The following is a 19,581-nucleotide window of genomic DNA, read 5'->3' on the forward strand; positions in this document are numbered from 1 at the left end:
AAGTCCTTATCCGGCCTACGGTTTGCTTTCAACGTAGGCCGGATAAGATGCGTTAGCATCGCCTCCGGCATTTTAGTCTGCAACGTTCTCCCTGCTTAACCGCTGAATAATGTCCTGGCGAAGCTGATACTTCTGAATTTTACCGGCGGCTGTGCGCGGTAATTTCTCGACAATCACCAGATGTTCAGGATATTTGTACTTTGCTACCCGCTTGCGGCTAAAGAAGGCCACTACCGACTCCAGCGACAGCGAGTGATGCGGAGGTTTAAGTACCACGTAAGCGCACGACCTTTCCCCTAAACGCTCGTCCGGCATCGCCACCACGCAGGCGTCGTGAATACGTGGATGCTGCAATAAAATATCCTCGACCTCACGACTGCTGATATTTTCGCCACCGCGCACGATAATATCTTTCTTACGTCCGGTAATCTTAATGTAGCCCGCCTCGTCCATGCGGCATAAGTCACCGCTGTAGTACCAGCCGTCTTGATCCAGTGCTCTGGCGGTCATTTCGGGTTCATCAAGGTAGCCCATAAACACGTTTGGCCCGCGCGAGGCCTCTTCGCCCTCCACGCCAGGCGGCAGCGTATTACGTGCCTCATCAACCACTTTAATTTCGACGCCCGCAGCGGCGTAGCCGTCGGTATTCATCATGTGGGAAAGCGAATCATCGAGATTCACCACCGCATGCGGTGAGCTTTCGGTCGAGCCGTAAACGCTTAATAACTTAATGCCGCGCTGCTGACACTCGCGGGCAATTTTCTGCGGAATGGTGGTGCCACCGCATAAGAAGAAGCGTAATGATGAGAGGTCGTAAGGCTGTTTTTCCACGCAGCACAGCATGTCATAGACGAAGGGCGTAGCGCCGAGGACACAGGTACAGCGCTGTTGCTCCAGCAGTTCAAGACAGGCGGTTGGGGTAAAAACATCCAGCAGCACGCTGCGTGCGCCAATTAAAAAAGGGGCCGTGACGCCGTGCAGAAAACCGGTGGCATGCCCCAGCGGTGCTGGCATTAAAAAAACATCTTGCCAGTTGAGGTTCAGGCGGGCGCAGTAGGCCCGTTCGCTGGCGAGAATGTTGTTATGGGTCAGCATTACCCCTTTCGGCATACCCTCCGTGCCGGAGGTGAACAGCACGGCGGCTAACGCGTCGGCGTGTACGCTAACGGTGTGGGTTAACGGGGGGGAGCTCAGAAGCTGGCTTAGCGCCAGTGAAGCAGTTGCCGGGGCCAGTTTATCCACGGCGACAATCTGTTGCAGGTGCGGCAACTGATTCTGTAAGGGCAGGATCAGATCCACCGGGCGGGTCTGTTTAAACAGGGTTGACGCAAAAAAGATCTTCGCCTTGCATTTATTTAGCACCCATACCAGCTCTGCTTCGCGCCAGGCGGGCAGTAGCGGTACGGAAACGGCGCCGGTTTTCAGGCAAGCCAGATAAATCACGGTAAATTCACACCAGCCCGGCAACTGGAAGGCCACCCGATCGCCGGGTTGAATGCCGCTGGCTAAAAACCAGGTGGCCAGGCTGCTGGCGGCGCGATCGAGTGCGGCGTAGGTGTAGGCATCGCCGTGATTATCGACCACGGCAATTTTATCTGGTACGGCCCGGGCGGTCTGGCTCCAGTAATCGCCCAGTGAGGCATCTCCCCACAGTCCTTGCTGTCGCCAGGCGTGACGACGCTCGGCGTTGAACGTTAATCTGACACTCATTGGTTTGTCCCTGGATGATTGCGGCATACGTCTTGCCGGATGACGGCTGCGCCTTATCCGACCTGCAACCTACAACATCCGTTATCCATAACGAAAATCGACGCCAAATGTGCCGACCGGATACTCCCACTGTTCGAGGATTGTTTCGCCGCATAGCACCCGGCAGGTTCCGCACTCAAGGCATCCAGCTGAGTCAAAATGGATATTTCCGTCATCGTCCTGCTTGTACAGCCCGGCAGGGCAAGCATTGAGCAGTTTGCGAAACTCATTCAGGTCCGGGTGGGCGGCCAGAATAATGTGCGGATGTCCTTCATCAACGTTGAATTTATTAGCGCCCAGTTTGACGTCAACGTTCACGGTGTTGTCCTGGTTCATAGTGCAGTTGCTCCCTTAATGCCGTCCTTCAGTAAGTTCATTAACCCAATGCGTTTTACATGGGGCATGATCCTTTTGCGCATTGGGGGTGTCGGACGTCCATCAACGGTGAACATCTCGCTCATGATATCTGCCACCATGCGCGGGTACTGGGTGAACAGACGCGGGTTTTCCATCAACGCCGGGATTTTGCGAAAATGCTGTAATTCATGCATGACGCAACCCTGCTCAAGGGCATGTTTGTAGCCCATCAGACTGTTGGCCGAGAAATCCTGGCGTTCTTTCGCCGCGATAGCCGTTTTCGCCGCTGCCTCAGCAGAGGCAATAGCCAGATCCATGCCGCGGATCGTATACCCCAGATTCAGGCAGAAACCAGCGGCATCGCCGACGATCATCACGCCGTTATCGACCAGTTCAGGCACCATTGCCAGACCGCCTTCCGGCACCATATGCGCCGAATATTCCAGCAATTCACCCCCGGCAATCAGCGGACGAATGGTTGGATGCTGTTTAAAATCTTCAAGCATTTGCGGAACGCTCTTCGTTGCGTGGGCGATATCGCCCAGACCGCAGACCAGCCCCAGAGAAATCGAATCCTGGTTGGTGTAAAGGAAGCCACCCCCCATCAACCCGTTTGACGGGGAACCGGCAAACAACCAGGCCGCGCCGTCGTTGCCTGAAAGATTGAAACGGTCCGCAATGACGGCGGGTGGCAAGCCAATCAACTCTTTAACGCCGACGGCATAGTGGTGTGCCGAAGAGGGCGGGACCATGCCGAGCGAACGCCCCAGCATGGAATTAACACCGTCGGCGAGGATGACGATGTTAGCTTCCAGAATATCGTCACCCGCCTGTACACCAGTGACTTTGTTGCCTTCTCGGAGTAATGCATCGACGCGTACGCCTGGAATAAACTGTGCGCCCGCCTGTTCGGCTTTATCCATTAGCCACGGGTCAAAACGGCTGCGTAAAACCGTGTACGAATCCTGCGTTGCGGCCGTGTTTTTTTCACCATGAAAATCGAGCGTGACGGCGCTTTCTTCGGTTAGAAAGGAGATTTTCTCGCGCGTCACTTTACGCTCGACAGGCGCTTCCTCGGCAAATCCTGGCATAATGCTTTCAAGGCTGTGTGCATAGAGTCGCCCGCCGGTCATGTTCTTACTGCCCGCGCTATTTCCGCGTTCAATGACCAGCACGTCGAGTCCAGCTTTCGCCATCACGTAGGCGGCCACCGCTCCCGCCACGCCAGCACCAACCACAATGGCATCAAATTTTTCATCTGACATGCTTATGCTCCTTCCCCGCTGTGAGCACAGCGGGAGATGTGGATTAAATGAGGGATTAGCGGTTTAACTGTTCGATAAGGGCCGGCACGACTTTGTAGATATCGCCGACCAGGCCGTAATCGGCATAATTAAAAATCGGGGCTTTTTTATCTTTGTTGATGGCGACGATAATTTTTGCGCCATTACCGCCGACCATATGCTGGATTTGCCCTGAGATTCCCAGCGTCAGGTACAGATCAGACTTCAGCAACACGCCGGAAACGCCGATGTAGCGTTCGCGCTCCATCCAGTTTTCGCCTTCGGCAATCGGGCGTGAACAACCGACTTCCGCACCCAGCACGGCCGCCAGTTTATGTACCATCTCCAGATCGGCTTGCGCCACCAGACCGCGACCGACGCCCACCACGCGTTTGGCTTTGCTGAGATCCACGCTGCTCAGGGATTTGGCGCGACGCTCCTGACACATAATTTCATGGCGTGGGGTGATGTACGGCGCAGCGGTAACCGGGCAGGTGTGCGCTGGGTTGGCCTCGATCGGCTCCAGTACGCTGGCAGCGAGCGTGATAATGGTCAGGTTGCTATTGAGCTTTTCTTTGCCGAATGCCAGTCCGCCATACATACGGTGTTCAACGAACAGTGCGCCAGCATCAAGACTTACCGAGGTGGCGTCATTCACCATTGCCGCATTAAGTTGAATGCTCAGACGCGCGCCAAGGGATTTCGCACGCTTGGTGGCGGGCATCAGCAGTAAACCGTTGTGATCTTGCAGCAGCGAAGTGACGGTTTCGGCATAGTTTTCAACGCGCTGTAACGCGGAGGATTGCTCAAGTACGATGACGCTATCAGCACCGAGTGGCTGAACCTGGCTGGCCTGCTCGCTACCTTGCACAATGATATGGACCTGTTCACCCCATTGACGCGCGCCGGTCATTAATTCTGCGTAGCGTTCAGCGTTATCGCTAAATACCCAGACGTTAGCTAATTTACTCATAATGTTTTCTCTCCGTTGGGCTTAATTCAGGGCTTTTTTCAGGTGGTCGGCCAGTTCAGCAATGGCGTCCGCTGAGTCATTTTCCAGAATGATGCGTTTACGCTCGGTTTGTGGTGGCACCGTTATTGCCACCAGTTCCGCTAACGGCGGCACAGGCGTCCAGCCAATATCGCTGGCCTGCCAGGGGGTGACGGATTTCTTCCCAGCGCCAAGAATGGCTTTCATTGACGGAATGCGCGGCGTGTTGATATCTGACGTAACGCAAATTACAGCGGGGAGCGGAAGTTCAAGCACTTCAATCTCATCCTCAAGCGCGCGTTCGACCAGAATTCGCTCGCCGTGACGTTCTATCTTGCTCACCGCGTTGACGACGGGCAACTGCAGGAGTTCGCCCACCAGCAAGCCTACCTGTTGCGCATAGATATCGCCTGACCCTTCACCGAATAACATCAGATCAAATTCAATTTTCGTTGCGGCGCAGGCCAGCGCCTGCGCTGTGTCTCTGGGCAGTGAATGTTCCAGTTGTGCATCCTGGACCATAAACAGGCTGTTCGGGCCGCGGGACAAGACATCTTTACGGACTTTGGAGTTTTGCAACAGCGAGCCGCCAACCGTTAAGGCGACGATTTCGTCACCTTCTACAGCCATCTGCGTTGCGGCTTCGATGGCGTTTAAGTCAAATTGACTGATTTTGGCTTCGGCTCTGTCAAAGTTAAGTGAGCGCTCCGGGGTAACAACAATGTCCTGTTCTTCAGGGACCAACTTAAAGCAGGTGACTATTTTCATGGCATCTCCGGTGAGTCATGTTCAGATGATGACGGGGAGCGTCATTATCGCTAGTAGGGAAAGTTGACTGAAAATAGTGTGCGGCAGGCGAGGGGCATTTTCGACGGGACAATCTGTTTTCGCTTCCAACAATCTTGCAAAAAAAAGTGTCGACAGGAGGCTTTACTGATAAGCGAGGCTTAAACGTTATCGGCGGCAGAAATAAAAAGAAAAAGAGAGCAAGGGGAATAAATTGCGAAATGCATCATGTTTTTAATCAGTATCTGATTATTTATGTTTCTGTTATGTAAATAACTAGCGATCAAATACTAACATTTACGCGTTTGATTAATTTCAAAACGTAAACAAACGATGAAGATAACGTATTATAGCAACGCGTATCATCTTGCAAGTGGCACCAATAATTTTGTTCCGTTAGGTTGAAATAACGTTGTATAACATGTTCAGTCACTTTATTTTATCGCTATTACTTATCCCAAAATTCCGGTCCTAATGTGGAGGCTGTCATGTATCAACGCTGTTTTGATAATGCCATGGAAACCCTTTTTGAGCAGGGGAAGACCCCTGTGTTTTCACGGTTCGTCATTAGTGACGATCCGAACTGGGAGTCAGGTCACCATGTTCATGACAATGAAACCGAGCTCATTTATGTTAAAAAAGGTGTCGCCAGATTCATTATCGACTCATCACTGTATGTTGCACATGCTGGCGATATTGTGGTGATAGAACAAGGCCGGTTGCATGCGGTTGCGTCTGACAGCAGCGCACCGGCTACCACCTACACTTGCGCCCTGGCAGGGTTTCGCTTTAATGGCTGGCAGGATAACCAGTTGCTGCAGGCTCATTCATGCCCGGTGATTAGCGCCGGACAGGGGAAGGAGGTGATTAAGAGTATTTTTAACGAGCTGAGTGTTATGTTGCCACAGAGCAAAAATAATCCGACTTCGGCGGCCTATTATGCTTTCGCATATGCATTAACCGTACTGTATTATGAAAATTTCAAAAATGCATATCGTTCGGAGCAGGGGTATATTAAGAAAGATATTTTAATTAAAGATGTGTTGGTGTATTTAAATAATAATTTCCGTGAAAAAATAACGCTTGAGCAGTTGTCGAAAAAATTCCGTGCCAGCGTAAGTTATATTTGCCATGAATTTACCAAAGAGTATCGAATTTCACCGATTAATTATGTTATTCAACGGAGAATGACGGAGGCTAAATTTACTCTGACTAATACAGAATCATCACTGGCAGAAATTTCGTGGCGGGTAGGATATGAAAATGTCGATCACTTTGCCAAACTCTTTCAGCGACATGTGGGTTGTTCTCCCAGCGATTATCGCAAGCAGTTTAAAAACAATCTGCTTGAGCAGGAGTGTCTGATGCCGGAGATTTAGCTCCCGGTTTTCTTGGCGCCCGGTAAGCATTACGCCTACCGGGCAATTGACCCTTACTTGTTCTGGTAATCTTTCAGGATCTGCCGACCCGCAACGTAAATCATGATTTCATCCGTGCCGCCGCCAATACGTTCGCAGCGTACATCGCGCCAGAAGCGAGAAACGCGGGCTTCATCGGTATAACCCAGACCGCCCATAATTTGAATCGCGTCGTCAATCACTTCCATCGCCGTGCGGGCGCAGTATAATTTTGCCAGCGCAGCGCTGGTACGCAGCGATTGCTTCTGATCGGCCTGCCAGGCGACCTTCAACACCATATTGCGCATATTTTCGATTTTAACCGCCATCAGCGCCAGTTTTTCCTGGATCATCTGGTTGTGGCCAATCGGCTTGCCGAAAGCAATACGCTGGTTGGCGTAACGTGCGGCATCTTCGAAGGCGCATTCGGCAAAGCCGGTACTGCGCGCGGCGTTGATAAGACGTTCCATTTCAAAGTTGTACATCACGTTGAGAAAGCCCATGCCTTCTTCGCCGACCCTATCGCTTTCGTCAACTTCAACGTCGTCGAGGTAGACTTCGCAGGTGCTTAACATGTGCCAGCCGATTTTGTGCAGCGGATTCACCTTAATGCCTGGTTTACTGGAATCGACCCACCACAGCGTAAAGGCTTTCTTCGGATCTTTAGGCTCCGGATCGCGCGCCAGTACCAACATGTACGGGTACTCTTTAGCACCGGTAATAAAGGTTTTTTGTCCGTTCAGATACACTTTGCCGTTTTTACGGGTGTAGCTGGTGGTAGCGCTATTGTTGTCAGATCCTGCGCCCGGTTCGGTTAACGCCAGCGCATACGCCGGATCGCCGGTCTCCATGGTGCTTTCAGCCGTTTTACGCAACTGCTCGGCGGAACCAAAACGGAGCATGCTGTGAATACACTGCCCGTTAGTGATTAAAAATGCCGGGGCGCCGCATTTTGACACTTCCATCAGCGCCAGCATTTGGGTGACATAATCTGCCGGTATGCCGCCGAACTCTTCCGGCACGCCCAGCATTGAAATACCGTTATCCGCAAGGGCACGCATAAACTCTTTCGGGTAGGTGGCCGTCTGATCGCAGGTGCGGAAATATTCCTCCGGGAAATTGCTGGTGATCAGCTCGCGAATACTGGCAAGCAACAGCTCTTGTTCTTCCGTTAACGAAAAGTCCATTAGGTACTCCTTTTAATTGGCGGCGTTGGGTAAAACGAAACCCATTGAGGTATTGATAAATAATCTTTCGTCCATGAGTTTTAACTCAGGAGAAATAACTGGGACGAAATCCATTTTGTCCAGAATATCTTCTTGTAAGGAAACACCAGGGGCAATTTCTACCAAGTGGAGACCATCCTCTTTTAATGTGAAGACGGCACGTTCGGTGATGTAACGCACATCTAAACCGCGTTCAAGGGCGATTTTTCCACTGAAGGTTATTTCAGGTAATGCGCTGACGAATTTTTTCACCCGACCTTCCTGGACAATATTTAATTTACCGTCGGCGACCTCTGTTTTAAGACTTCCGGCAGTGAGTGTGCCGCAGAAAATAATTTTCTTCGAGGTGGCGCTAATATCGATAAATCCGCCGGTGCCCATAATCTTGCCATTGAATTTATGCACGCCGACGTTACCGTGGCTGTCTACTTCGGCAAAACTCAAATAGCACACGTCGAGACCGCCGCCGTGGTAGAAATCGAACTGGGTGGTCATATCCATAATGGCACGGGTGTTAACGTTGGCACCGAAGGCAATGCCTTGTGAGGTAATACCGCCCACTGGACCAGTTTCTACCGTCAGAATAAAGTCGTCGGCGCAGCCTTCTTCGCGTGCGACCAGACCAATGCCGTCAGCGATACCGACCCCTACGTTACCCACTGCGCCTTTGCGCATTTCGAACAGGGCGCGCCTGGCCACCAGTTTACGCTGGTTGAGCGGCAGGGCGATTTGCTGGCTGTCATCAAGGATAAAGTCGCCGGAAATAAAGCGGTTAACAGGTGCCCCGCCGTACAGTTGGGTCTGGTCAGGGTCGACCACCACGATGTCCACCAGATAGCCCGGAATACGCACCGCTTTGGGATGAAGAGTGGCTTTCTTGACCATTTTTTGTACCTGCATCATGACGATGCCACCGTGATTATGCACGGCCTGGGCAATCACCAACGCATCGAGGTACATCACTTCATCTTCAAACGTAGCGTAGCCTTCGCTATCGCAGGTGGTGGCGCGAATGAAGGCGATAGTGGGCGCGATGGCCTTGTAGTAGAGGTATTCCTTATTGTCTATCTCCACCAGTTTGATCAGATCGTCGGTGGTCACTTCATTGAGCTTGCCACCCTGCTGGCGGGGGTCAACAAACGTGCCGATACCGATATCACTCAGAATGCCCGGCTGGTGGGCTGCTGCTGCGCGTAGTGTTTGCGTTAATACGCCCTGGGGGTAGTTATAGGCGGCGATTTTATTTTTTTCGGCGAGTTCGGAGATCCGGGGTGATTGTCCCCAATGTCCGCATAGCGCCCATTTGACCAATCCTTCTTGTGCCAACGGGCTAATACCCCGGTCGGCGCGATCGCCCAATCCCGTCGGACTAATTAGCGATAAATTACGCGGAGTTTGGCAAGTTTTATATTTTTCGGCCAGTGCGCTAATTAACGTGCTGGCCTCCAGAATACCGCCGCCGGCACCTAATATGCAGAGCGTGGCTTCATCAGGTATATAATTAACTGCGTCCGTTGCCGATAATACCGGCACCCGACCATTAATACGTTCAGGTCTGTTTAGTTTCATATAAACTCCAGGTTACAGGCGTGAGGCTGCCTATCGTTTAATTCGATAAAAATAATGTGCATATTTTGAATGCAGTTAACCATCTGCCCGATATTCGCAGTGACGCGAATAATGGGGCAGGGGATTATTTAAAACAGTTCAGAAATATTCTGATATTAAGCCTGATGCAAAATTGTCAGTACGCTACGCAGGTCGGAGACAGATATTTGCCCGGGCGCTGAGGCTTTTTTTACTGCGCCAAAGGTCGCCGCAGAACCAAAAACTTCACCCGCCAGTCGCGAAATTACGCCGGTTTTGGCCATCGACATAGTAATAATCGGGCGGTCGGCGTAGTGCTCTTGCATCTCAAGCGTAGCGCTAAGCAGCGTCAGGACATCCGTCTTGTTTTGCGGCATTAGCGCAATTTTCGGGATATCTGCGCCCAGTTCCTGCATTTTACGCAGGCGCTGGATAATGTCTTCAGCTGCCGGTGTTTTATGGAAATCATGATTCGACATAATCACCAGGACTTTCTTCGCGTGCGCATGCTCGACGGTGGCTTTAACCTGCTCATCGCCGGTAAACAACTCCAGATCGATCATATCCACCAGACCGCTATCCACTGCCGCACAGTTAAGCGCAATATAGTCTGCAACAGACAGTGCCTGTTCACCGCCTTCTTTGGCGCTGCGGAAGGTGAAAAGCAGCGGTTTATCATCCATCACGTCACGGATCGTACGGGCTGCTTCCAGCACTGCGTCAATGGAGGAGACGTCGGCAAAATGGTCAACGCGCCATTCCAGAATGTCGAAGTCTGCTTCGCGGTAGGCCAGCGCTTCAGCTTTCACCGTGGCGATGTCTTTACCCATCAACGAAACAATGATTTTCGGCGCACCCTCGCCAATCACGAGGTTTCTTACGGTTACGGTTTTCATTGATTACCCTTTAAAAAATTACAGATCGTTGCCCGTCAGGCGGCAAACCCCATAACCTGCTTAACGTATTCCAGCGGAAAGTCTTTCCCGGTCCACAACTTAAACTGTTCAGCCCCTTGCCATAACAACATGCCGTAACCATCAATCGTTTTGCAACCGGCACGCTGTGCCTGCTGCAGTAACTTGGTCATATGCGGGTTGTAGACGCATTCGGTCACCAGCAGGTCCGGGCGTAGCAGCGACTCATCGCTAACAATAGATTCATTTTCCAGCGGTTTCATGCCGACTTTTGTGCCATTAGTCAAAATGTCTGCGCTGGCCAGGGCGTCGGCAAAGGCCTGCTGGTCGGCCAGATCGATAACGGTCACCACGCAATCGGTGTTTTCATTCACGCGCTTAGCGAACTCAAGCGCCTTGTTATAGAAATCATCCTGACGGTTAAACAGTTTAATCTCTTTAATGCCTTCAATGGCAGCCTGTGCGCCAATAGCGGTTGATGCACCACCTGCGCCCAACAGTACCATGGTTTTACCTTTTATATCGAAGCCACTTTCTTTAATGGCGCGAATATGGCCGGTGCCGTCGGTGTTGTAGCCGCGAAGATAGCCATTGTCGTTAACGATGGTATTGATGGCACCGACCAGTTTAGCGGCGGGGGTTAATTCATCGACATATTCGCATGCCAACTGTTTATTGGGCATAGAGACGCCGGTACCACGCATTTTTAATGCTTTCAATCCTTCAATGGCACCTGCAAATGTTGAGTTATCGACTTCAAATGCCATGTAGGTAAACGGCAGTCCGGCTTTTTCCAGCGCTTTATTTTGCATTTCTGGTGACAGGCTATGTCTGATTGGGTAGGCCATCAGACCAATCAGTTCATATTTTGCAGTAACATCCATTTTTAACTCCTTGTGAACTCTTTATTGAAAATAACGTTCGCCCAACCGCACATCGTTTTTGGGTATATCAAATACACGGTAGTAACGGATAAAGACGATAATGGCCGTGATAAATGCCAGTAGGGCAAAGACCAGATCGAGCAAAATAATGTATTGCAGGCCGATGTTAGACAGGTATCCGGTGATTAGCGGAATAATAAAGTTGGCAACGCCTCCCATCATCATATAAATACTGGTGACTTTGGCTTTGCTCTTTGGGAAGAATTCTGACATCACCGATACGCCCAGTTGTAAAATACCGCCAGCAGCAGAGAAACCGATGAGAAATGAGCCCGCGTTACACACCAGCGGTGAGGGGTACAGATAGATAACTGCAGCTGTAATGGTTGCCAGCCCGGCGTTAAACACGTTGGCCCAGATCGGACGGACTAATTTCTTCAGCAGTGCAGCAAAAATAAACACGCAGACCAGGGAACCCATGCTGTAGTAAGAGATAGTTTTCAACGCATCGGCTTCCGCCATTCCGGCAAAGGCCATGGCGTATTTCGGCATCCAGACCACGATAACGTAAAAGGTCGAAAATGCGGCGACACCGAACATCACTGATGCCACGCCTTCCAGCCACACCAGTGGCTTACTGTTCATTTGCGGCAGATCCTTCGCCACGCCTGCGTCCACCAGTTGGCTGGGGAAGCGGCTTTTGAGCAGCATGAAGGTAATCACCACGAACAGAACGCCCGGGATAATGACCGCGTAGCCGTACCAGATATGATTCAGCAGCATGGTGCTGACAATAATCGGGTAGATCATCTGCCCAAACGACACCATTGCCTTTACCAGAATAACTGCCGAACCGGAGGCCTTGGGGAAACACTCCATTAATGCCGGATAGCCACCGGTATCCAGCGCGGAGTTGGCGACACCAACGCAAACCGCAAGAATAAAGGCAATCATCAGATTTGGGCTGGCGGGAATACCGAAGAAGAACAGCATATAAAGAATGACGCCTAACAAGATAATGGCCCGACGGCCGAATTTATCGGAGAGTACGCCAAAGAATAAAATACTGACCAGTCGACCCAAACCGATGCCAGAAATTAAATAGGCGATCCCGGCATTGTCGGTGGAAAATTTCTCTGCAAGAGAGGTCATATTTTGTGCCAGCGTAATGACGCTAATACCATGCAGGAAATAGCTAAAATAAATACAGATTATCGCCAGAAGAAATGGCGTATTTAAGGCCTTGTTCTGAGACATGTTGCAAATCTCCTTGCGGATTTTTAAATTGTTCTTTTTTCATCGCGCTAATTCTAATGACGATGACAATGTTATTACTATACCGATTGACGGATATCGAACCTACATAGCATGACGTTTAAGTGACCAGGTATATTGCATGCTAAAGTGTGAAATTAATTCTTCCTGCTATCGTTTTGCTGATGTTTTAAATGCTCACCCAATTATATTGCAGAAGCGGTGAACAATATTGCAACCATACTATTCGGCAAGTGGTGCCATTTTTAACGGATGCTTTGACGCCATGCGGCTGCGATATCCAATAAACAGTGCCAGCAGGAAGCCAACCGCGGCCATGCCGGTATCAAACCACATAATATGGGCAATGCCGGTTTGTGAGAGTCGTGCCGTAATCAGAGGAATGGTGAAGGTGGCTATACTGCCCGCACTGTAATAAATCCCGGTGGCTTTTCCTTTGGCATATGGGAAGCGTGCCGCCATCAACGTTAACCCGATTTGCACCACGCCGCCGGCAGATGAAAAACCGATAACAAAGGCGAAGATGATCACCACCACTGGCGCGGGATGCAGGCAGACCGTCAGCAGCGCGATAAGTGAGATAAACGTGTAAAGCATCAACAGGGACGGCGCACGTTCGGCCTTTCTTGCCAGTGGGGCGGTGATCATCACGCACAGAAGCGAACCGCAGGTGTAAATGCTTAACAGCTTGATGGATAAGGTATATGACATTCCGGCAACAAACTGTCCATACTGCGCCAGCCACTGGCTCACCAGGTAAAAGGTTGCCATTGAGATATAGCCATACAGGGTGTAACTGCCAAGATCGATCAGGGAACAATGATGCTTAGCCACCGTCGTTTCTGGTATACGCTTGATAGCGGGTTGGTGCCCCGGATGTACTGGAAATCGACAACGAAATAAAAATACGCCGTTGGCAAGCATCATGCCCGCCGCCAGCAGGAAGGACCAACCAAACCAAAGCTCGGCCCACACCAACAGGCTGATGATCATCGGCAACAGGAACTGTCCGCTCGAGACAAAGGCTTTAATCAGAATATTGGCGGTGCTGGGGGAGCGAGGAAACGCCTCCATCAGGCTGGGATAGGTTCCTGCATCAAGAAAACTGTTTGCCATCCCGGCTAAAAAACCAAACGCGTAGGCAATATAAATGCTGTGCGTATTAATAATACCTACAAAGAAACACAGGTAGCAGATCATACCGAGCAGGATAAACGGTCTACGTCCATAGCGATCGGAGAGTAAACCTGCCAGTAATAAGACGCTTAATCGACCGATGCCGAGAGAGGAAATGACAATTGAAACGCCAGCCGTATTGGTTTGCCACTGTTGTTCCAGTGAGGACATATTGAGGCTCATCAGAATGACCCCCATACCGTGTACCAGATAATTAAGGTACAGCCCTATCGCAGTGGAGAAATAGGTATTTTTCATAATGTGTTACTCAGCGAAGAGGCTAAAGGGTGTGGCGTCGCGGTTTCTTAGCACAAACGCTCGAGATCGTGAGCATAGAGTTCAACAGCCGTCGATTGATAAATTTTCCAGTCGAGAAAATTATCGTTGTTATACACTGCCTGAAAAGACGTCAGGTCGGGGAAAAAACGCATCGTATTATTACCAATACGATTGTTTATTTTTTCGATGATCGCGTTAATTCGCAATCTGCGTTTCGCTTTCATTTCTGAGCAACGCTGCACGATGTTCTCCGGGATATCACGTTCACCATTTTCCCATTGCAGCCAGGCGATAACATTGCCATCCAACGCGATATAAATTGCACTTTCCTCAACCGATAGCGCAAAAAGATGGCGGAATGCCTGCAATTCGAATGCGTTCATCATTTCATCACTTAATAAAAACGGTGGAGTAGTAATAGCATTACTGTGGATATTTCAACTTGAAGAGAGTCACACTATCTTGTGCAATATTATTTGTTATTAGGCTGTGAATATGCGGAGTTTTATCAATAAGAGCAGGGGAAAGGTGCAAAGCTGTAAGTTGCTGATGGTGAGGTTGCATGTCAGTTAGCGCAGGTAGAAAAATAAAAAAAAAGCCCATCGTGGGAGATGGGCAAAGACTACACACAGCAATTCGTTGTTTCACTCAGGGGATTTCCATGCTTATAAATCAATGTGTTGATCTAAAGCCTTGAGACAATAGTAGGCATGTCGATTTTTCACGTCGATCAGATTCATCTCAATAGTTTAAAAACTGTAAAGAAATTGCGACACAAATGAGAGTTTTTAAGGCAGAAAGCGTGGGATTGGGGCTATGAATGGTGAAGCATCAGTAAGCTGCATTAAACAATCAGGCGGCGACGCCGCCTGATTTCAGAGTTATTTGTTGTTTTCGATTTCAGCGATTTCTTCGAGGATTGTGTCCGGGTCGTTACCTGGCGCAGGGGCTTCGTTCACCCATGCGGAGAACAGACGCCAGGATACAGCCAGGACCACTGGGCCGATAAACAAGCCAATCATGCCGAAGGCAATTAACCCACCGATGACACCCGACAGGATGAGGATCAGCGGTAAATCGGCGCCCATACGAATCAGCATTGGGCGGATCACGTTATCCAGCGTACCGACCACGGCACTCCAGACCAGCAGCACCGTGCCCCAGGTGGAGTCACCCGTCCAGTACAGCCAGATGATGGCCGGGATCAGTACTGGTAGAGGGCCCAGTTGCACCAGACAGGACAGGATCATCAGCACCGCCAGCAGCGTGGCGTACGGCACACCTGTTACCGCCAGACCAATACCGCCGAGGACGGCCTGCACCAGCGCGGTTACTACCACACCCAGCGCCACCGCACGGATCGCTTGTGCCGCCAGCAGAATGGCGGCATCGCCACGCTTAGAGGCCAGACGGCAGGCGAAGTGACGAATCCCTAATGCCACCTGCTCGCCGCGCCAGTACAACAGGGCGCTGAACAGCAGCATCAGACCACAGTGCATCATAAAGCGACCAATATGTGCGGCCTGACCGACAAACCAGGTAGTGGTTGTGCCGATATAAGGACGCACTTTGGCCATAATCGCCGCGCCGCCCATATCCAGCAGACTGTGCCATGCGCCATAGATTTTGGCGCCCACTAACGGAATACTGTTCAGCCACTCAAGATCCGGCAGCGTCATATCGCCCGCAGTCACCGCATGGATCAACGGTCCGCTACCGTCAACAATGCTGTTGACCAATAGCGCGATGGGAATGATAAACAAAAGGACCAGCAGCAAGGTCATCACCAGTACGGCCAGAGAACGACGCCCCCATAACAATTTCTGTATACGCAGTAAAATGGGCCAGGTCGCAATGACCACGGTTCCAGCCCATGCAAAACCAAGGATAAAGGGCTGCACAATCCACAGACAGGCCACAATCAGGATGGCTAAAAACAGCACCGAGAGCAGCACTTGTGCGATATCCCTGGGCTGACGGAAATTTACCATAAATACTTTTTCACCTTTTCTGTACGTCAGGACGTTGACGCGACGTGAACGCTTAAACCACACCCTATAATGATGAGCAATTTCAGCGGTTTTTAACAGGTGGATTCTGCCTTTAAATCTGCTGGGCGTATTAGAAAAAAATGTGATACAACAAACAAAGCAACACGCAAACGATTAAATTCACAACACAGACCGCAGGAAAGGGTCACTATAATGATTCCACAAATTTCTCAGGCACCTGGTGTCGTTCAACTGGTGCTCAATTTTTTGCAGGCGCTGGAGCAGCAAGGATTTACGGGCGACACGGCAACGAACTATGCCGACCGTCTGACAATGTCGACGGATAACAGCATCTATCAACTACTTCCTGATGCCGTGGTTTTCCCCCGTTCAACGGCGGATGTGGCGCTGATCGCCCGTCTGGCGGCAGAACCTCTCTTTTCCTCGTTGATATTTACCCCGCGTGGCGGCGGTACGGGAACCAATGGTCAGGCGCTGAATCAGGGCATTATCGTGGATATGTCCCGTTATATGAGCCGCATTATTGAAATCAATCCGCAGGAAGGTTGGGTACGGGTCGAGGCCGGGGTGATAAAAGACCAGCTTAACCAGTATCTGAAGCCGTACGGCTATTTCTTCGCACCAGAATTGTCGACCAGTAACCGGGCAACGCTTGGCGGGATGATCAACACCGATGCGTCCGGACAGGGCTCACTGGTATACGGAAAAACCTCCGACCACGTGATGGGCGTACGTGCGGTACTGATGGGCGGCGATATCCTTGATACGCAGCCGATGCCGGTGGAACTCGCTGAAATGCTCGGCAATACCAATACCACCATCGGGCGCATCTATAAGACCGTTTACCAGCGCTGTCGTGACAATCGCCAGTTGATCGTGGATAAGTTTCCGAAGCTGAATCGCTTTTTAACCGGTTACGATCTGCGGCACGTCTTTAACGATGAGATGACCGAGTTTGATTTAACCCGCATCCTCACCGGCTCTGAAGGCACGCTGGCGTTTATTACCGAGGCTCGCCTCGATATCACGCCATTGCCGAAAGTGCGACGGCTGGTCAACGTCAAATATGATTCTTTTGATTCCGCTCTGCGCAATGCCCCGGTGATGGTCGAGGCGCGTGCGCTTTCGGTAGAAACCGTGGACTCCAGGGTGCTGAATCTGGCGCGCGAAGACATTGTCTGGCATTCAGTCAGCGAATTGATTACCGATGTGCCGAATAAAGAGATGCTGGGGCTGAATATCGTCGAGTTTGCCGGTGACGACGAAGCATTGATTGATTCGCAGGTCAGCGCACTGTGTGAACGCCTGGACGGTTTAATTGCCCGTCAGGAAGCGGGCGTCATTGGCTGGCAGTTGTGTACTGAGCTGGCGGGCGTGGAGCGTATCTACGCGATGCGGAAAAAAGCCGTCGGTCTGCTGGGAAATACAAAAGGGGCCGCCAAGCCGATTCCGTTCGCGGAGGATACCTGCGTACCGCCTGAACATCTGGCGGATTATATCGCGGAGTTCCGCGCGCTGCTTGACGGCCACGGTCTGAGCTATGGCATGTTTGGTCATGTGGACGCCGGGGTGCTACACGTCAGGCCGGCGCTGGATATGTGCGATCCACAGCAGGAAGTGCTGATGAAGCGCATTTCTGATGATGTGGTGGCATTGACGGCAAAATACGGTGGTCTGCTGTGGGGCGAACACGGCAAAGGATTCCGCGCGGAATACAGTCCGGCATTCTTTGGCGATGAATTGTACGGTGAATTACGCAAAGTGAAGTCGGTGTTTGACCCACAAAACCGTCTGAACCCTGGCAAAATATGCCCACCAGAAGGCATCGACGCGCCGATGATGAAGGTCGATGCGGTTAAACGCGGTACCTACGATCGCCAGATCCCACTGGCGGTGAGGCAGGAGTGGCGTGGGGCACTGGAGTGTAACGGCAACGGATTGTGTTTTAACTTCGATGCCAATAGTCCCATGTGTCCATCGATGAAAATCAGCCTCAATCGCATTCACTCGCCTAAAGGACGCGCTACGTTGGTGCGGGAATGGCTACGCCTGCTGGCCGATCGTGGTATCGATCCCGTTCATCTGGAAAAAGAGTTACCGGAAAAACGCGCCAGCTTGCGCACGTTAATTGCCCGCACGCGTAACAGCTGGCATGCGCGCAAGGGGGAGTACGATTTCTCGCATGAAGTCAAAGAGGCGATGTCCGGCTGTCTGGCCTGTAAAGCTTGTTCCACGCAGTGCCCGATCAAAATTGACGTCCCGGAGTTCCGCTCTCGTTTCCTGCAACTGTACCACACGCGTTATTTACGCCCGCTGCGCGATCACATGGTGGCAACCGTCGAGAGCTATGCGCCGTTAATGGCGCGCGCGCCGAAAACGTTCAACTTCTTCATTAACCAGCCGCTGGTACGCAATCTTGCCAAAAAGCATATCGGCATGGTGGATCTGCCGCTGTTGTCCGCGCCGTCGCTACAGCGCCAGCTGGTCGGACACCGCTGCGCCAATATGACGCTGGAACAGCTTGAGCTATTGAGTCAGGAACAGAAGGCCCGCACGGTGCTGGTGGTCCAGGATCCGTTCACCAGCTATTACGATGCGCAGGTGGTGGCCGATTTTATCCGCCTGGTGGAAAAGCTCGGTTTACAGCCGGTCCTGCTACCGTTCTCGCCCAATGGCAAGGCACAGCATATTAAGGGTTTCTTACACCGTTTTGCCAAAACGGCGAAAAAGACCTCCGAGTTTCTGAATCGGGTGGCGACGCTAAACATCCCGATGGTCGGCGTCGACCCGGCGCTGGTGCTGTGTTATCGCGATGAATACAAGTTGGTGCTTGGCGAGCAGCGCGGAGATTTCCATGTACTGTTGGTGAACGAGTGGCTGTCAACCGTCCTGGCCTCTCAGCAGCCTGCTGCTATTGCGGGTGAGCCGTGGTATTTCTTTGGACACTGCACCGAAGTAACAGCCCTGCCGGGTGCGCCTGCACAGTGGGCGGCCATTTTTGCCCGGTTTGGCGCGAAGCTGGAAAATGTCAGCGTCGGGTGCTGCGGCATGGCGGGCACGTACGGTCATGAAGTGAAGAATCACCAGAACTCGCTGGGTATCTATGAGTTATCATGGCACCAGGCGATGCAGCGATTACCGCGCAACCGCTGCCTGGCGGCGGGATATTCTTGTCGCAGCCAGGTGAAACGCGTGGAAGGCACGGGCGTTCGCCACCCATTACAGGCACTGCTGGAGATTATTGGATGATCTGGAAACGTGAAGTTTCACTCGAGGCGCTCAATGCCATGGGTGAGGGAAATATGGTTGGCCTGCTCGATATTCGGTTTGAGCATATTGGTGACAACACGCTGGAAGCCACGATGCCGGTGGATCACCGCACTAAACAGCCTTTCGGTTTGTTACACGGCGGCGCGTCGGTGGTGCTGGCCGAAAGCATTGGCTCGGTAGCCGGCTATTTATGCACCCAGGGCGAGCAAAAGGTGGTGGGCCTGGAGATCAACGCCAACCATATCCGTTCCGCCCGGGAAGGACGCGTCAGAGGGGTGTGCAGCGCACTTCATACAGGTTCTCGCCATCAGGTCTGGCAAATCGAAATCTTCGATGAACAGGGACGGTTGTGCTGTACCTCGCGTCTGACGACCGCTATTTTGTGACGCATGTTG

The 19,581-nt window shown here is 51.5% G+C and carries 16 protein-coding genes and 1 other RNA gene; 3 read left to right on the forward strand and 14 right to left on the reverse strand.

The window, feature by feature from the left end; translation table 11 throughout:
* Window positions 1-72 precede the first annotated feature (72 nt).
* The 5 genes from fadK to IMQ48_RS11380 form a co-directional block, all read right to left on the reverse strand.
* Complete coding sequence (fadK, locus tag IMQ48_RS11360) at window positions 73-1,710, reverse strand: medium-chain fatty-acid--CoA ligase (protein WP_196209112.1); 1,638 nt, start codon at window positions 1,708-1,710, stop codon at window positions 73-75.
* An 81-nt stretch (window positions 1,711-1,791) separates the two neighbouring features.
* The gene (locus IMQ48_RS11365; protein ID WP_196209113.1) at window positions 1,792-2,085 is read right to left on the reverse strand and encodes a ferredoxin family protein; all 294 of its coding nucleotides are present in this window, start codon (window positions 2,083-2,085) and stop codon (window positions 1,792-1,794) included.
* Window positions 2,082-3,371 (reverse strand): FAD-dependent oxidoreductase, encoded by a 1,290-nt coding sequence (locus IMQ48_RS11370; protein WP_196209114.1) that lies wholly within the window; start codon window positions 3,369-3,371, stop codon window positions 2,082-2,084. Before IMQ48_RS11370 ends, IMQ48_RS11365 begins: the two co-directional genes overlap by 4 nt.
* A 55-nt stretch (window positions 3,372-3,426) precedes the next feature.
* Window positions 3,427-4,362, reverse strand: a complete 936-nt coding sequence (locus tag IMQ48_RS11375) for an electron transfer flavoprotein subunit alpha (protein ID WP_196209115.1) — start codon at window positions 4,360-4,362, stop codon at window positions 3,427-3,429.
* A 21-nt stretch (window positions 4,363-4,383) separates the two neighbouring features.
* Window positions 4,384-5,148: an electron transfer flavoprotein gene (locus IMQ48_RS11380; protein ID WP_196209116.1), complete on the reverse strand. Its 765-nt coding sequence runs from the start codon at window positions 5,146-5,148 to the stop codon at window positions 4,384-4,386.
* A gap of 506 nt (window positions 5,149-5,654) precedes the next feature.
* Here IMQ48_RS11380 and IMQ48_RS11385 point away from each other — a divergent pair.
* Window positions 5,655-6,545 carry an AraC family transcriptional regulator gene (locus IMQ48_RS11385; protein WP_196209117.1) on the forward strand — a complete coding sequence of 297 codons (891 nt, stop codon included), beginning with the start codon at window positions 5,655-5,657 and terminating at the stop codon, window positions 6,543-6,545.
* Between the two features lie 53 nt (window positions 6,546-6,598).
* On the opposite strand, the gene IMQ48_RS11390 is transcribed toward IMQ48_RS11385, so the two are convergent.
* The 9 genes from IMQ48_RS11390 to ydiK form a co-directional block, all read right to left on the reverse strand.
* The gene (locus IMQ48_RS11390) at window positions 6,599-7,750 is read right to left on the reverse strand and encodes an acyl-CoA dehydrogenase (RefSeq protein WP_135321630.1); all 1,152 of its coding nucleotides are present in this window, start codon (window positions 7,748-7,750) and stop codon (window positions 6,599-6,601) included.
* 12 nt (window positions 7,751-7,762) lie between these two features.
* Entirely contained in the window at window positions 7,763-9,358 is a 1,596-nt protein-coding gene (locus tag IMQ48_RS11395; protein WP_196209118.1) for an acyl CoA:acetate/3-ketoacid CoA transferase, read from the reverse strand.
* Between the two features lie 155 nt (window positions 9,359-9,513).
* A complete protein-coding gene (gene aroD, locus IMQ48_RS11400) occupies window positions 9,514-10,272 on the reverse strand; it encodes a type I 3-dehydroquinate dehydratase (protein ID WP_196209119.1) in 759 nt (252 codons plus the stop codon).
* Between the two features lie 35 nt (window positions 10,273-10,307).
* Window positions 10,308-11,174 carry a quinate/shikimate dehydrogenase gene (ydiB, locus tag IMQ48_RS11405; protein WP_196209120.1) on the reverse strand — a complete coding sequence of 289 codons (867 nt, stop codon included), beginning with the start codon at window positions 11,172-11,174 and terminating at the stop codon, window positions 10,308-10,310.
* A 21-nt stretch (window positions 11,175-11,195) separates the two neighbouring features.
* Window positions 11,196-12,431 carry an MFS transporter gene (locus tag IMQ48_RS11410; RefSeq protein ID WP_196209121.1) on the reverse strand — a complete coding sequence of 412 codons (1,236 nt, stop codon included), beginning with the start codon at window positions 12,429-12,431 and terminating at the stop codon, window positions 11,196-11,198.
* Window positions 12,432-12,671: 240 nt separating this feature from the next.
* Complete coding sequence (locus IMQ48_RS11415) at window positions 12,672-13,883, reverse strand: MFS transporter (protein ID WP_196209122.1); 1,212 nt, start codon at window positions 13,881-13,883, stop codon at window positions 12,672-12,674.
* A 47-nt stretch (window positions 13,884-13,930) separates the two neighbouring features.
* Window positions 13,931-14,287 carry a YdiL family protein gene (locus IMQ48_RS11420; protein ID WP_196209181.1) on the reverse strand — a complete coding sequence of 119 codons (357 nt, stop codon included), beginning with the start codon at window positions 14,285-14,287 and terminating at the stop codon, window positions 13,931-13,933.
* Between the two features lie 204 nt (window positions 14,288-14,491).
* Window positions 14,492-14,599: antisense sRNA RprA (rprA, locus tag IMQ48_RS11425), an RNA gene on the reverse strand.
* Between the two features lie 186 nt (window positions 14,600-14,785).
* The gene (gene ydiK / locus IMQ48_RS11430; RefSeq protein ID WP_196209123.1) at window positions 14,786-15,895 is read right to left on the reverse strand and encodes an AI-2E family transporter YdiK; all 1,110 of its coding nucleotides are present in this window, start codon (window positions 15,893-15,895) and stop codon (window positions 14,786-14,788) included.
* Between the two features lie 213 nt (window positions 15,896-16,108).
* Between ydiK and IMQ48_RS11435 the strand changes: the two genes are divergently transcribed.
* Window positions 16,109-19,165 carry an FAD-binding and (Fe-S)-binding domain-containing protein gene (locus tag IMQ48_RS11435; protein WP_196209124.1) on the forward strand — a complete coding sequence of 1,019 codons (3,057 nt, stop codon included), beginning with the start codon at window positions 16,109-16,111 and terminating at the stop codon, window positions 19,163-19,165.
* On the forward strand, window positions 19,162-19,572 hold the full coding sequence (gene menI, locus IMQ48_RS11440; RefSeq protein WP_196209125.1) for a 1,4-dihydroxy-2-naphthoyl-CoA hydrolase: 411 nt from the start codon (window positions 19,162-19,164) through the stop codon (window positions 19,570-19,572). Before IMQ48_RS11435 ends, menI begins: the two co-directional genes overlap by 4 nt.
* The last annotated feature ends 9 nt before the right edge of the window (window positions 19,573-19,581 follow it).

Origin of the sequence: Citrobacter sp. Res13-Sevr-PEB04-36, from assembly GCF_015672735.1 — a bacterium.
GTDB lineage: Bacteria > Pseudomonadota > Gammaproteobacteria > Enterobacterales > Enterobacteriaceae > Citrobacter.

What these genes read in the sequence shown, in the direction of transcription:
- IMQ48_RS11370 (WP_196209114.1), bottom strand. Translation starts at nt 3,371, where the DNA reads ATGTCAGATGAAAAATTTGATGCCATTGTGGTTGGTGCTGGCGTGGCG.
- IMQ48_RS11380 (WP_196209116.1), bottom strand. Translation starts at nt 5,148, where the DNA reads ATGAAAATAGTCACCTGCTTTAAGTTGGTCCCTGAAGAACAGGACATT.
- IMQ48_RS11395 (WP_196209118.1), bottom strand. Translation starts at nt 9,358, where the DNA reads ATGAAACTAAACAGACCTGAACGTATTAATGGTCGGGTGCCGGTATTA.
- IMQ48_RS11365 (WP_196209113.1), bottom strand. Translation starts at nt 2,085, where the DNA reads ATGAACCAGGACAACACCGTGAACGTTGACGTCAAACTGGGCGCTAAT.
- ydiB (WP_196209120.1), bottom strand. Translation starts at nt 11,174, where the DNA reads ATGGATGTTACTGCAAAATATGAACTGATTGGTCTGATGGCCTACCCA.
- IMQ48_RS11390 (WP_135321630.1), bottom strand. Translation starts at nt 7,750, where the DNA reads ATGGACTTTTCGTTAACGGAAGAACAAGAGCTGTTGCTTGCCAGTATT.
- IMQ48_RS11375 (WP_196209115.1), bottom strand. Translation starts at nt 4,362, where the DNA reads ATGAGTAAATTAGCTAACGTCTGGGTATTTAGCGATAACGCTGAACGC.
- aroD (WP_196209119.1), bottom strand. Translation starts at nt 10,272, where the DNA reads ATGAAAACCGTAACCGTAAGAAACCTCGTGATTGGCGAGGGTGCGCCG.
- fadK (WP_196209112.1), bottom strand. Translation starts at nt 1,710, where the DNA reads ATGAGTGTCAGATTAACGTTCAACGCCGAGCGTCGTCACGCCTGGCGA.
- IMQ48_RS11435 (WP_196209124.1), top strand. Translation starts at nt 16,109, where the DNA reads ATGATTCCACAAATTTCTCAGGCACCTGGTGTCGTTCAACTGGTGCTC.
- ydiK (WP_196209123.1), bottom strand. Translation starts at nt 15,895, where the DNA reads ATGGTAAATTTCCGTCAGCCCAGGGATATCGCACAAGTGCTGCTCTCG.
- IMQ48_RS11410 (WP_196209121.1), bottom strand. Translation starts at nt 12,431, where the DNA reads ATGTCTCAGAACAAGGCCTTAAATACGCCATTTCTTCTGGCGATAATC.
- IMQ48_RS11420 (WP_196209181.1), bottom strand. Translation starts at nt 14,287, where the DNA reads ATGAACGCATTCGAATTGCAGGCATTCCGCCATCTTTTTGCGCTATCG.
- IMQ48_RS11415 (WP_196209122.1), bottom strand. Translation starts at nt 13,883, where the DNA reads ATGAAAAATACCTATTTCTCCACTGCGATAGGGCTGTACCTTAATTAT.
- IMQ48_RS11385 (WP_196209117.1), top strand. Translation starts at nt 5,655, where the DNA reads ATGTATCAACGCTGTTTTGATAATGCCATGGAAACCCTTTTTGAGCAG.
- menI (WP_196209125.1), top strand. Translation starts at nt 19,162, where the DNA reads ATGATCTGGAAACGTGAAGTTTCACTCGAGGCGCTCAATGCCATGGGT.